Genomic DNA, 12,002 nt, shown 5'->3' with positions numbered 1-12,002 from the left:
CCACCAGGGCCAGCAGGATCAGGATGCCGGCCAACATCGAAAATCCCGACTCACCACGGCGCCCCCTGGAACGGGCCGCGAGCAGTTGCAGCAGAATTTGAGGTGTCACGGCACGAACCAGCAGCAGACCCTGTGGAAATTCAGTGTTACGACACCACGGGCCCAGGAATCAAGCCTAGATCATTCCCCAGCGATGGCTACAGGTGCCGGGTGGTCACAGCAGCCTTGCGCAAGCCTCGCAGGGCATGGCCGCCTCAACCCTCCACGGAACCGCGGGCCTTCAGGGTCTGGTCGAAGTATTGATCCAGCATCGTGCCCGGCAGCAGGGGCCCCTCAGTGAAGACCAGCCCCACCAGGGTGTTGTAGCTGCGGGTGTTGACCCACTGCACCCGGGCCGCCAGGGAGATGTTCTGGTGCTGCTCGTAATCGCTGATGTCGAGGAGAACGGCTTCGTTGGCCACCACCTCCAGCGAGCCACGCCGGATCACGCAGGCCCCCGTGCGGCTGATGTCACCCACCGTCACGTAGACCGTGCGACCGGTGGACAGCCGGATGCTGGCGGAGACCCCCGGGGGCAGGACATGGCGCAGCGCCGTGCGCATCTCTTCCAGCTGTCCTTGGCCTTCGGCCTCTTCTGGTGACATCCAGGCAGCTGTCAACATCGACACAGTCATGTTATCCGCCGGTCCCGGTGGTGCCATGGCCCAGGCCCCTGGCACGGCGGCGGGGCGGTTCCCGCAGAATGGGACCAACGGAGCCGGGCGACGGAATGGGTGTACTGACGGCGTTGGCGATCCTGGCGGGCCTGATCCTGGTGCACGAAGCCGGCCACTTCTTCGCCGCCACCTGGCAGGGCATCCGGGTCAGCGGCTTCTCGATCGGCTTCGGTCCGGCCCTGATCCAGTGGCGGCGGCGCGGCGTGCTGTTCGCCCTGCGGGCCATTCCCCTGGGGGGGTTCGTGTCCTTCCCCGACGACGAGGAGGACAGCACCATCCCCGCCGATGATCCCGACCTGATGCGCAACCGGCCCCTGGCCCAGCGGGCCCTGGTGATCGCCGCCGGCGTGATCGCCAACCTGCTGCTGGCCTGGAGTGTGCTGCTGGCCCAGGGGCTGGTGCTCGGCATCCCCTCCGGCTTCAGCACCATCCCCGGCGTGGTGGTGGCCGCCGTGCAGCCCGGCCAGGCGGCCGCCGGCTCCGGCCTCCAGCCCGGCGACCGCATCGTGGCGGTGGACGGCACCCCCCTGGCCGGCGGGCAGGAGGCGGTGCTGGCCCTGGTGGGCCGCATCAAGGACGCCCCCGGCCGCACCCTGCGCCTGCAGGCCGACCGCAACGGCACAACAGTCACCCTGCCCCTCACCCCAACCGACAACGGCGGCATCGGCCGCATCGGCGCCCAGCTGCAGCCCAACGGCAGCGAATCCTTCCGCACCCCCACCAGCCCCCTGGAGCCGGTCCTGCAGGCCAACCACGACGTCGTCGCCCTCACCCGCCGCACCGTGGAAGGCTTCGGCACCCTGCTCACCCACTTCGGCGAAACCGCCCCCCAGGTGTCGGGGCCGGTGAAGATCGTCGAGATGGGGGCCTCCCTGGCCAGCCAGGGGGGCAGCAGCCTGTTCCTGTTCACCGCCCTGATCTCGATCAACCTGGCGGTGCTCAACGCCCTGCCCCTGCCCCTGCTCGACGGCGGCCAGTTCGCCCTGCTGCTGCTGGAGGGGGCGCGGGGCCGCCCCCTCTCCGACCGCTACCAGATGGCCTTCATGCAGTCGGGCTTTGTGTTCCTGGTGGGCCTCTCGCTGGTGCTGATCGTCAAGGACACCAGCCAGCTGCCCGCCATCCAGCAGCTGCTCAGCCGCTGAGGTGCCCCGCTTCCCCAGCCCCCGCACCCGGGCGCCGCTGATCCTGGAGCGGCTCGGCATGCTCTACCCCGACGCCACCTGCTCCCTCGACTGGCGCACGCCCTGGGAACTGCTGGTGGCCACGATGTTGTCGGCCCAGTGCACCGACGAGCGGGTCAACAAGGTCACCCCGGCCCTGTTCGAGCGCTTCCCCGATGCCGCCGCCGCCGCCGCCGTTGAGAGCGAGGCGGTGGAGCCCTACGTGCAGTCCACCGGCTTCTACCGCAACAAGGCCAAGCACATCGTGGCCGCCTCCCGCCTGCTGATGGAGCGCCACGGCGGCGCCGTGCCCGCTTCGATGGAGGAGTTGCTGCCCCTGCCGGGGGTGGCCCGCAAGACCGCCAACGTGGTGCTGGCCCACGCCTTCGGCATCAACGCCGGCGTCACGGTGGACACCCACGTGAAACGGCTGGCCAACCGGCTCGGGCTCACCCGCCACAGCGACCCAAAGAAGATCGAACCCGACCTGATGAAGCTGGTGCCCAGACCCGAATGGGAGAACCTCTCGATCCGGCTGATCTTCCACGGCCGGGCCGTCTGCGTCGCCCGCAAGCCCCGTTGCCAGGGCTGCGGTCTGGCCGATCTCTGCCCCAGCCATCCGGCCTCCTGATCAGGGACGGCCAGCCCACGCGGTATGGTGGCAGGCTGAAGTTTCTCCCTCCTCCGGCCGCATGGCGAAGAAGTCGATGATCGCGCGTGACGTCAAGCGCCGCAAGATCGTGGAGCGTTTCGCGACGCGCCGTGCCTCCCTCAAGGAGGCCTTCGATGCGGCCGGCGATCCGATGGAGCGCCTGGAGATCCACCGCAAGCTGCAGTCGCTGCCCCGCAACAGCGCCCCCAACCGCATCCGCAACCGCTGCTGGGCCACCGGCAAGCCCCGCGGCTTCTACCGCGATTTCGGTCTCTGCCGCAACCAGCTGCGCGAGCGGGCCCACAAGGGTGAGCTCCCCGGCGTGGTCAAGTCGAGCTGGTGAGCGGCGGGGCAACCGCCCTGTCCCGCAACGGCTCTCGGCTGCAGCAGGCGCCCCTTGGGGGCGCCTTCTTCATGGCCGGGCGGGGGTGGATGCGAGAATGCCGGGCGACAACAAAACGGACATAACGCCCAGTGCAAGGACACACTCAGTCGATCTCCTTCGATGGTCGGGAGATCCGGCTGACCAGCGGCCGATTTGCGCCCCAGGCCGGGGGCTCGGTGATGGTGGAATGCGGCGATACGTCGATCCTGGTCACCGCCACCCGCTCGAAAGGCCGCGAAGGCATCGATTTCCTGCCCCTGATCTGCGATTACGAAGAACGCCTCTACGCCGCCGGCCGCATCCCCGGCAGTTTCTTCCGTCGTGAGGCCCGCCCCCCCGAGCGGGCCATCCTCACCTGTCGCCTGATCGACCGGCCGATGCGGCCCCTGTTCCCGGGCTGGCTGCGCGACGACCTCCAGATCGTCGCCACCTGCATGTCCCTCGATGAGCGGGTGCCGCCCGATGTGCTCGCCGTCACCGGGGCCTCGATGGCCACCCTGCTGGCGAAAATCCCCTTCATGGGCCCGATGGCCGCCGTGCGCGTCGGCCTGCTGGGTGACGACTTCGTGCTCAACCCCAGCTTCCGCGAGATCGAGCGCAGCGAACTGGATCTGGTCGTCGCCGGCTCGCCGGCCGGCGTGGTGATGGTGGAAGCGGGCGCCAACCAGCTCCCCGAGCAGGACGTGATCGAGGCCATCGATTTCGGCTACGAAGCCGTGGGCGAACTGCTTAGGGCCCAGCTCGAGCTGCTCAAGGAACTCGGCATCGAGCAGGTGCTCCCCGAAGAGCGCAGCGAAGATCCCGCCCTGCCCTCGTTCCTGGAGCAGGAATGCTCCGGTGGCATCGGTGAGGTGCTCAAGCAGTTCAGCCAGACCAAAGGCGAGCGCGACGAGAAGCTCGACGCCATCAAGGCCGAAGTCAGCCACAAGATCGCCGCCCTCAAGGAGGACGATCCGATCCGGGTGGCGGTGAGCAGCAACGGCAAGGTGCTGGGCAACACCTACAAGGGCCTCACCAAGAAGCTGATGCGGCAGCAGATCATCACCGAAGGCAAGCGGGTCGATGGCCGGAGCCTCGACGAGGTGCGCCCGATCCAGGCGGCCGTGGGCGTGCTGCCCAAGCGCGTACATGGCTCGGGCCTGTTCCAGCGTGGGCTCACCCAGGTGCTCTCCTGCGCCACCCTCGGCACCCCGAGCGACGCCCAGGAGATGGACGATCTCAACCCGATCAGCGAGAAGACCTACCTCCACCACTACAACTTCCCCCCCTACTCGGTGGCGGAGACGCGCCCGATGCGCTCCCCCGGTCGCCGCGAGATCGGCCACGGCGCCCTGGCCGAGCGGGCCCTGATTCCCGTGCTGCCCTCCAAGGAGAGCTTCCCCTACGTGCTGCGGGTGGTGTCGGAGTGCCTCAGCTCCAACGGCTCCACCTCAATGGGTTCGGTGTGCGGCAGCACCCTGGCCCTGATGGATGCCGGCGTGCCCCTGGCGGCCCCCGTCAGCGGCGCCGCCATGGGTCTGATCAAGGAGGGCGAGGAAGTGCGGATCCTCACCGACATCCAGGGCATCGAGGACTTCCTCGGTGACATGGACTTCAAGGTGGCCGGCACTGAGAAGGGCATCACCGCCCTGCAGATGGACATGAAGATCTCCGGCCTGGCGGTGAAGACCGTCGCCGAAGCGATCAACCAGGCCCGCCCGGCCCGGCTGCACATCCTCGGCAAGATGCTCGAAGCCATCGACAAGCCCCGCGACGTCCTCTCCCCCCATGCCCCGCGCCTGCTCAGCTTCCGCATCGATCCGGAACTGATCGGCACGGTGATCGGCCCCGGCGGTCGCACCATCAAGGGCATCACCGAGCGCACCAACACCAAGATCGACATCGAGGACGGCGGCATCGTCACGATCGCCAGCCATGACGGCGCCGCCGCCGAGGAGGCCCAGCGCATCATCGAGGGCCTCACCCGTCGCGTCAGCGAAGGGGAAGTGTTCAACGGCTCGGTCACCCGAGTGATCCCGATCGGGGCCTTCGTGGAGATCCTGCCGGGCAAGGAGGGGATGATCCACATCTCCCAGCTGTCCGAATCGCGGGTCGAGAAGGTCGAGGACGTCGTCAACGTCGGCGACCAGGTGACGGTGCGGGTGCGGGAGATCGACAACCGCGGCCGCATCAACCTCACCCTGCGGGGCGTGGAGCAGCAGGAGCCGGCGGCGGTCTGATTGTCACGGGGCCTGGCCGCGCGGCTGGGCCCTCACCCCTAAACTGGTTGACGACTGGTTGGAATGGGGCGATGAAGACGGTCGGTGCCTTCGAAGCCAAGACCCACCTCTCCAGCCTGCTGGAAGAGGTGGCCGGCGGCGAGGAGATTCTGATCACGCGCCACGGCAAACCGTTGGCGCGGCTTGTTCCGATCGCCTCCGATGGGCGCGAGCGACGCCTGGAGGCCATTGACCATCTTCGCAGCTTCGCAACGGGCCGTCGCCTCCATGGCCTCTCCATGAGGGAGTTGCGGGACGAAGGCCGCAGGTGCTGAGCTTCGTCCCTGACGTTTCTGCGGTGTGCGCCTGGTGCTTCGAGGACGAGCGCACGGCGGCTTCGGAGGCGCTCCTGGGCCGATTACCGGAGTGCGAACTCTTCGTTCCAGCGCTGTTTCTGTGGGAGTTGGGGAACGTGCTGCTGATGGCCGAACGGCGCGGCCGGATCACCGCGGCGGATCGGAGCCGCTTCCTTGCCCTGGTGGTTCAGCTCGACCTGCAGATCGATCCTGCGGATCCGCACGTCATCTGGCACGACGTCCTGAGCCTGGCGGCGCAGCATCGCCTCACCAGCTACGACGCGGCCTATCTGGAACTGGCGATGCGTGGAGGACTCCCCCTGGCCAGTCGCGACAACGCGCTTCTGGCGGCCGCAAAGAGCTGCGGGCTGGAGCTGCTCGCCTGCTGATTCAGCCGGCCCTTACTCACACCGCGAAGCCGGGATCGATCCTCGCCATCGCTTCAGCGGCACGGCGGCAGAGTTCGGCATGGGCCGGGCCGTTGCTGGCGATCAGGCAGCCCGCCTGGCGCACGTCGCCGGTGTTGTAGAGCAGCGGCCGGCCATCGGCATGGTCGAACCCGCCCCCGGCGGCGCGCAGCACCGCTTCCGGGGCCGCCATGTCCCAGTCCTTGGGGGCGCTGCGGCCCGACAGCGAGATGTAGAGGTCGGCCTCCCCCCGCAGGATCGTGGCCACCTTGCCGCCGACACTGCCGATCGCCCGGCTGCGGGCGGGCCGCAGCTCAGCCAGCAGCTGCTCCAGGCGGTCGTCGCGGTGGTTGCGGCTGGCCACCAGCACCAGGTCCTCCCTGCGGCCGCTCAGGGCCGGGGCGAAACACTCACCGGCCCGGTTCTCCCGCCAGGCCTCCCCCGCCCCGGTGCCGGCCCCGCCGGCGCCCAGCAACCCGAACCAGAGCTCCTCCGGCTCCGGCAGCAGCACCACCCCCAGCACCGGCCGCTGACCGTGCACCAGGGCCAGATGGACGGCGTACTCGCCGGTGCCCTGCAGGAAATCCTTGGTGCCATCGAGGGGATCGAGGATCCACAGCCATTCGGCGTCCAGGGGCTGGCCCGGCACCAGCACCTCGGCGGCGGTCTCCTCGCTCAGCAGGGTCCAGCCGGCGGCCGGGAAGGCCGCGGCCAGGCCATCGAGCAGCCAGCGGTTCACCGCCAGATCCGCCGCCGACACGGGCCCCTCGCCTCCATGGTCGACGCTCAGGGCCGGCGGGAAGCCATAGGGGGGCTGCTCACCACGGGCGTAGGCCCGCAGGATGTCGGCCGCCCCCCAGGCCAGCCGGCGCAACTCCGCCAGCAGGGGCTCGAGGCCGACGCCGTCGGGCAGGGCGAAGGGAGACGGCATCATGGGGACCGAAAAACGGCATTGTGCAGGACCCGGTGCAGGAGCACGAACCCGCCGCCGGCGTCCTCTATCTGGTGGGCACCCCCATCGGCAACCTCGACGACCTCTCCCCCCGGGCCCGGCGCGTGCTGGCGGGGGCCAGCCGGGTCGCCTGCGAGGACACCCGCCGCAGCGGCCTGCTGCTGCACCACCTCGGCCTGCGGGTGCCCCTGCTGAGCTTCCACCAGCACAACCAGACGGCCCGCATCCCCCAGCTGCTGGCGGCCCTGGAGGCGGGCGAAGCGATCGCCCTGATCAGTGATGCCGGCCTGCCGGGGGTGTCGGATCCCGGCCAGGAGCTGGCGGCCGCCGCCCGCGCCGCCGGCCGCCAGGTGATCTGCATCCCCGGCCCCAGCGCCGTGACCACGGCCCTGGTGAGCAGCGGCCTGCCCACGGGCCGCTTCTGCTTCGAGGGGTTCCTGCCGCCGAAGGGCGGGCCCCGGCGCCAGCGGCTCGAGGCCCTGGCCGGCGAGGAGCGCACGATGGTGCTGTTCGAAGCCCCCCACCGGCTGCTGGCCCTGCTCGAGGACCTGCTGGCGGTGCTGGGGGACCGGCCCCTGCAGGTGGCCCGGGAGCTCACCAAGCGCCACGAGGAACAGGTGGGCCCCAGCGTGGCGGCGGCCCTTGAGCACTTCCGCCGCACCCCGCCCCAGGGGGAATGCACCCTGGTGCTCGGCGGTGCCCCCCCGGCAGCGGCCCCCGTCTGGGACGAAACCGCCCTGCGGCGCGCCCTCGATGAGCTGGTGGCGGGCGGCCTCAGCAACCGGGAGGCCGCCCGCAGCCTGGCTGAGCGGAGCGGCCACAGCCGCCGGGACCTCTATGCCCTGCTGCACCGCGAGCCGTCAGACTGAGGGCCCGGTCCCGCGACGCCCCGATGCTTCTGCGCCTGCGCCTCCTGTGCGGCAGCCTGCTGGGCGGCACCCTGCTGCTGACCCTGCTCTGCCTCGGGGCCCAGAACCTGGAGGAGCGGCCCCAGCTGCGCTTCGGCTTCGCCCGCAGCGCCCCGCTGCCCGCGGGCTTCATCGTGGGGGTGGCCCTGGTGCTGGGGGTGATCAGCGGCGGCGCCACCGCGGCCCTGCTGCTGCCCGGAAACACCCCCGTCGACGAGGGCTGAGGCCTCAGCTGCCGGGCAGGGCGTAGAGGGCACCCTCGATCACCACCCGGCTGATGCCCTGGGCCAGCAGATAGGGGGCCGTGAGTTCGAACACCTTGAGGTCGGGCACCTTGATCACCCGCTGGGTGCGGCCGCACTGGCGCTTGGCCTGGCGGGGGTTGAGGAACACCACCAGCGCCTGGCGCTCCAGCTCCGCGTCGGGGAGCCGGCCCAGCTCGGGAAACTCGCTCAGGGGCCGGGCCTGCAGCTCCACCGTCTTGTCGACCAGCATGTAGGCGCTGGAGGGCAGTGCGGCGGCCACCAGGGGCTGGAGCTGGCCCTCACCACCGGCCGCTGCGCCGTCGTCGAGCCGGACCACAGGGATCACCTGGAACGGGTTGAACTCCCCGTCGGCACCGTCATCGCTGTCGTCGTCGTCACTGGTCAGCAGATCGTCGTCATCGGCGCCGAAGTCGTCGGCATCCTCGATGGCGAGCACCGCGGGGCCGTCCTCCGCCACCGCCTCGGCCCTCACCGGTGCCGCCACGCTCAGCCGGCGGGGGGGATCGGGCAACACCTTGCGGGGGGGCGCGGGCTCAAGCTCAGGCTCGGGCTCCTCGGGAGTGAAGGCCTCGGTGGGCTCCGGGATGAACACCAGGGCTGGCGGTGCTGGGGCTGGCGGTGCTGGGGCTGCCGGTTCCGGAGCGGCTTCGAGGCTGGAGTCGTCGGTGCTGCTGATCGCCAGGGCCGTCTGCAGGGCTTCCGGGGGGGCGGCCCCATCCATTGGCGGCCGGCTGCGGCGACGGGAGCGCTCGGACTTGACACGCTCGTAGGCCTCTTCCCCCAGCTCCGTGCGCACCACCCGGATGACCGTGTTGGGGCTGCAGCCGTAGGTCTCCGCCAGTTCCTGGCTGCTGGAACCCTCCCGGAAGCGCCCAACCAGCTCGGTTTTCTGGCTGTCGCTGAGCCGGGTGGCGGCCATGGAACGGTTCAAGCGCGGTCGCCCACTGTACGGCTGGCTACCGGAGTGGCCTGACCACCGAACGCTGTCACAATGCGCTCCGTGCTCCCTTAGCTCAGCTGGATAGAGCAGCTGCCTTCTAAGCAGCCGGTCGATGGTTCGAATCCATCAGGGGGCGTTGGTGGAAACGGGTGCGGGTCTGGGGTCTGAGTCCATCCGGACAGGCTCAGCCGAGGCGGTCAGCATCCACTCCGCCAGATCCGGCATCGGTTGCAGCGGCCCTAGCTGGGTGCTGCCGCCAATAGGACACGGGGGTAGCTGGCAGTGGGTCGTGGTCACGGCGCTGGTGACGGAGTTCCTGCAGAGCCTGAGCCGTCCAGCCGAGGCGGCAATCAAGCTGCTGCGGCCGCCTGCGATTGAAACGACGTTGCCGCGGGTGATACATCTGGGCGGCCAGCGAGGCGAGCGAACAACCTCGGCTCCCACGGTGGAACAGCCAACGTTTAACAGTGGCGCCTTCCAAAAAGGCCATCCAGCGCAGAGGAGGCTGGCTCATGGCGAAGGTTGGAGGAAAAGCGAGCCATTGAGATAAAGCTTGGGGAAGCTGCCGGTGTTGAAGCTGAAGGAGCGAGGCTTGACAGCCCCCACCTGGCTGGCGTTGTTGCCTTGGCCCGTGACGAAGAAGCTGGAGACTGGGATGCCGGGGTTGTTGATCAGGTCGATATTGAGCAGGCCGTCTGTGCTGCCACTGAAGCCGTTGCCCGACAGGGTGAATTCAGCAAATCCAGGCTGATTGTTGCTGACCGTGTTAGTGAAGCCGAGGTCGATAGCCTCGTCACTAACATCATTAATCTTGTTGTCGGCGATGGTGACCCTGGCATCGGCTTTGCCGCGGATGTCGAAGGTAATGCCATTGTCTCCACCCCTGCTGCCGCCGAGGGTCAAAATAGTGTTTCCGGAGACATTGGCACGCAGGATACTGTTGCTACCAATGTTGAAGTCGATTCCGTCGGCGTCTTGCTTGATGCCGCCGGAGATGGAAGGCAAGCCGATGGTATTGCCGATGACAGAGACATTCATCGTGGTGGGTCCACTGCAATTGCCCGAAAAGTTCGGATCGGCATACAGGTCTTGAGCACGTGGGTAGTTGGCACTTCCGCGGCAAAGGCCAATCTCAATCGGGTCAATGTTATTGAGCTTCAGGTCTCTGGCTGAGGCTACGGCGACACCATTCTGATTGGGGGATGCGACAATCGGATAAACACCAGGGCTGTTGTTACTGATCGAGTTGTTGCTGATGGTCACAGTGCTGGTGCCCCGATTCTGGCCAATGATGATGGCCGTGCCGATGTTGCTATCAGGGCCCATCCGCATGTTGGAGATGGTATTTCTGTCAATCAGCAAGGTGCCTGAGGGATTGTTGATTCGGAAGGCTTCATCGAGAGCACCGATCACCGTATTTCCTGAGATGACGGCATTCGTGCTGTTGTTGAGCCGGATGGCGTTACCGCTGAGACAAAGGCCACTGGTGTTGGCTCCGTTCTGATTGCAGACTGGAGCCATACCGACGCCACCAAGCGTTCCCAGCTGTGATTGGTAGGTCTGAACCTGTGGATAGAGGAAGGTATTGTTGGAGATCACGAGGTTGTCAACACCGTCCAGTTGAATGGCTGGCAGCGCATTGGCTGACACGTTGATGGCGCCAAAGGCCTGGGCCGTTGCCAGGTCTGTCGGCCTGTCGGTGTAGGAGCCTGTAAAGGTGTTGTCGGCGATCAGCACATTGCTGGTGCTGTAATTAGTAATTGAGCTGTTGGTGAAGCTCAAACCTGCAATGGTGGTATTGCTGCCAATGTTGATGATGCCGTTACCGACGGAGGCCTGCGCCCCCACCCTCGCACCGAACACCGGATTAAGATTCACAGGGCCGAATTGCGTGGTCAGGGTGGGCGCATGGCCGCTGCCGGTGAGGCTGGTTCCCGCTGCGAGGCGCAGAGTTCATCCGCCTAGGTCGGAACTGGCGCCACCGCCCACCAACAGCACATCTCCGGGCCCGGCGGCCGCCAGCAGCGCATCGAGACTTGGATTGACGCAGCTCACTTGAGCCGTGCCGGTGTTGGTGGTAGTGCCGGAGCAGCGCACGACCCAGCTCGCGTCGAAATTGCCGGGATTGGTGGCCACGCTATCGGGCAAGTCCTGCTGTGCCGAAACCAGGCGCAGGGATGTCTCCCGTTGCATCGGCAACCCGCGCAAGGCCAAGAAGTTGCGCTCGGCAGCATCCACCGCGTCAGTCGCGCTACCCGCCAATGGTTTGGCGCCATAGCGCAGATACCCCGTGGCCTGGGTCTTGAAGATCGAGTCGTAGGAAATCGTGGCGCCTAGGGCCAGTTGATTGCCGATGCGCAGTTCACCGCGCCCGCGGACCCCTGAACTGGCATTCACATAGTTGCCGTTAAGGTAGTAATAGGAGGCGTAGAGCCAGAGGCTGTCTTTCTTCCAGCGGGCCACCGGGATGCCGGCCTCAAGATTCACTCCACCCAGCGACACCACATAGCGATTCCAGCCATCGATGATCAACTGGTTGTTGCGCAACGAAGCATTGCTGTAACCGGTCTGGTACTGATCGGCTTGGTTGGAGAAGGGGATGTAGCCGTTGAACCGCAATTCCACGTTGCGGCTAAGGGCCTCGGCTCCAACGCCCGCCTGAAAGGCATAGTCGTTAAATGCCTGGCGTGTGTCCACACCGGCGCTGAAACCATACATCCAGCGTTGATCACCACTGAGCCAGCGATAGCCAAGGCGCGTGCTGAAGCCAGCGGAAACATCGGAACCTGGCCCAAGCGCTCCGCCAAGGTTCATGTTTGCCGCCACATCCAAAAACAACACTTGGCCTCGCTCCCCCTGGCTCAGGGGCGCAAAGAGGTAGGCCGTGACGGTGTTGGGGGTGCCACCGCCCTGGCTCTGGAACACCAGACCTCCGGTGGCTTCCACCCGCGGGATGGGCGTCATCGGCTTTGCCAAGCCCTCGCCACTGGCCGCCAGCACAGCCAGTACCACGCCGCTCATCAAAGCGGAAGCCCTTATGGCTCGTGACCGGTGGGTCTTAG

13 protein-coding genes and 1 tRNA gene are annotated in these 12,002 nt (G+C 67.4%); 9 read left to right on the top strand and 5 right to left on the bottom strand.

The annotated features are described in order from the left end of the window. Positions 1 to 254 precede the first annotated feature (254 nt). The gene (locus KBY95_RS14785; RefSeq protein ID WP_254965994.1) at positions 255 to 644 is read right to left on the bottom strand and encodes a PilZ domain-containing protein; all 390 of its coding nucleotides are present in this window, start codon (positions 642 to 644) and stop codon (positions 255 to 257) included. A 125-nt stretch (positions 645 to 769) separates the two neighbouring features. On the opposite strand from KBY95_RS14785, the gene rseP reads away from it, so the two are divergent. The 6 genes from rseP (at position 770) to KBY95_RS14755 (ending at position 5,856) form a co-directional block, all read left to right on the top strand. Further along, a complete protein-coding gene (rseP, locus tag KBY95_RS14780; protein WP_254965993.1) occupies positions 770 to 1,858 on the top strand; it encodes an RIP metalloprotease RseP in 1,089 nt (362 codons plus the stop codon). Between the two features lies 1 nt (position 1,859). Then, on the top strand, positions 1,860 to 2,507 hold the full coding sequence (gene nth / locus KBY95_RS14775) for an endonuclease III (RefSeq protein WP_254965989.1): 648 nt from the start codon (positions 1,860 to 1,862) through the stop codon (positions 2,505 to 2,507). 61 nt (positions 2,508 to 2,568) lie between these two features. Then, positions 2,569 to 2,871 carry a 30S ribosomal protein S14 gene (gene rpsN / locus KBY95_RS14770; protein WP_254965987.1) on the top strand — a complete coding sequence of 101 codons (303 nt, stop codon included), beginning with the start codon at positions 2,569 to 2,571 and terminating at the stop codon, positions 2,869 to 2,871. Positions 2,872 to 3,002: 131 nt separating this feature from the next. Next, positions 3,003 to 5,132 carry a polyribonucleotide nucleotidyltransferase gene (locus KBY95_RS14765; RefSeq protein ID WP_254965985.1) on the top strand — a complete coding sequence of 710 codons (2,130 nt, stop codon included), beginning with the start codon at positions 3,003 to 3,005 and terminating at the stop codon, positions 5,130 to 5,132. 71 nt (positions 5,133 to 5,203) lie between these two features. Next, positions 5,204 to 5,446 carry a type II toxin-antitoxin system Phd/YefM family antitoxin gene (locus KBY95_RS14760; protein WP_254965983.1) on the top strand — a complete coding sequence of 81 codons (243 nt, stop codon included), beginning with the start codon at positions 5,204 to 5,206 and terminating at the stop codon, positions 5,444 to 5,446. Beyond that, on the top strand, positions 5,440 to 5,856 hold the full coding sequence (locus KBY95_RS14755) for a type II toxin-antitoxin system VapC family toxin (RefSeq protein WP_254965981.1): 417 nt from the start codon (positions 5,440 to 5,442) through the stop codon (positions 5,854 to 5,856). The genes KBY95_RS14760 and KBY95_RS14755 overlap by 7 nt, the downstream gene beginning before the upstream one ends. A gap of 16 nt (positions 5,857 to 5,872) precedes the next feature. Here the strand turns inward: KBY95_RS14755 and KBY95_RS14750 are convergent, their stop codons facing one another. After that, positions 5,873 to 6,808, bottom strand: a complete 936-nt coding sequence (locus KBY95_RS14750; protein ID WP_254965980.1) for a 3'(2'),5'-bisphosphate nucleotidase CysQ — start codon at positions 6,806 to 6,808, stop codon at positions 5,873 to 5,875. A gap of 32 nt (positions 6,809 to 6,840) precedes the next feature. Between KBY95_RS14750 and rsmI the strand changes: the two genes are divergently transcribed. Then, positions 6,841 to 7,695, top strand: a complete 855-nt coding sequence (gene rsmI, locus KBY95_RS14745) for a 16S rRNA (cytidine(1402)-2'-O)-methyltransferase (protein WP_254965978.1) — start codon at positions 6,841 to 6,843, stop codon at positions 7,693 to 7,695. Positions 7,696 to 7,718: 23 nt separating this feature from the next. After that, positions 7,719 to 7,958 (top strand): hypothetical protein, encoded by a 240-nt coding sequence (locus tag KBY95_RS14740; RefSeq protein ID WP_254965976.1) that lies wholly within the window; start codon positions 7,719 to 7,721, stop codon positions 7,956 to 7,958. A 4-nt stretch (positions 7,959 to 7,962) separates the two neighbouring features. Here the strand turns inward: KBY95_RS14740 and KBY95_RS14735 are convergent, their stop codons facing one another. Continuing rightward, positions 7,963 to 8,919: a hypothetical protein gene (locus KBY95_RS14735; RefSeq protein ID WP_254965974.1), complete on the bottom strand. Its 957-nt coding sequence runs from the start codon at positions 8,917 to 8,919 to the stop codon at positions 7,963 to 7,965. Positions 8,920 to 9,002: 83 nt separating this feature from the next. Here KBY95_RS14735 and KBY95_RS14730 point away from each other — a divergent pair. After that, positions 9,003 to 9,076: transfer RNA gene (locus KBY95_RS14730), tRNA-Arg, on the top strand. Between the two features lie 374 nt (positions 9,077 to 9,450). Here the strand turns inward: KBY95_RS14730 and KBY95_RS14725 are convergent. Together KBY95_RS14725 and KBY95_RS14720 are read right to left on the bottom strand one after the other, a co-directional pair. Next, positions 9,451 to 10,818: a right-handed parallel beta-helix repeat-containing protein gene (locus KBY95_RS14725; protein WP_254965973.1), complete on the bottom strand. Its 1,368-nt coding sequence runs from the start codon at positions 10,816 to 10,818 to the stop codon at positions 9,451 to 9,453. 75 nt (positions 10,819 to 10,893) lie between these two features. Continuing rightward, entirely contained in the window at positions 10,894 to 11,961 is a 1,068-nt protein-coding gene (locus tag KBY95_RS14720; RefSeq protein WP_254965971.1) for an inverse autotransporter beta domain-containing protein, read from the bottom strand. Between the last annotated feature and the right edge of the window lie 41 nt (positions 11,962 to 12,002).

The sequence above is a fragment of the Cyanobium sp. Aljojuca 7A6 genome, from assembly GCF_024346455.1.
In the GTDB taxonomy this organism is placed as follows: Bacteria; Cyanobacteriota; Cyanobacteriia; order PCC-6307; family Cyanobiaceae; genus Cyanobium.
Note: the sequence above shows the minus strand (reverse complement) of the source record. Positions and strands in the feature narration are given on the sequence as shown.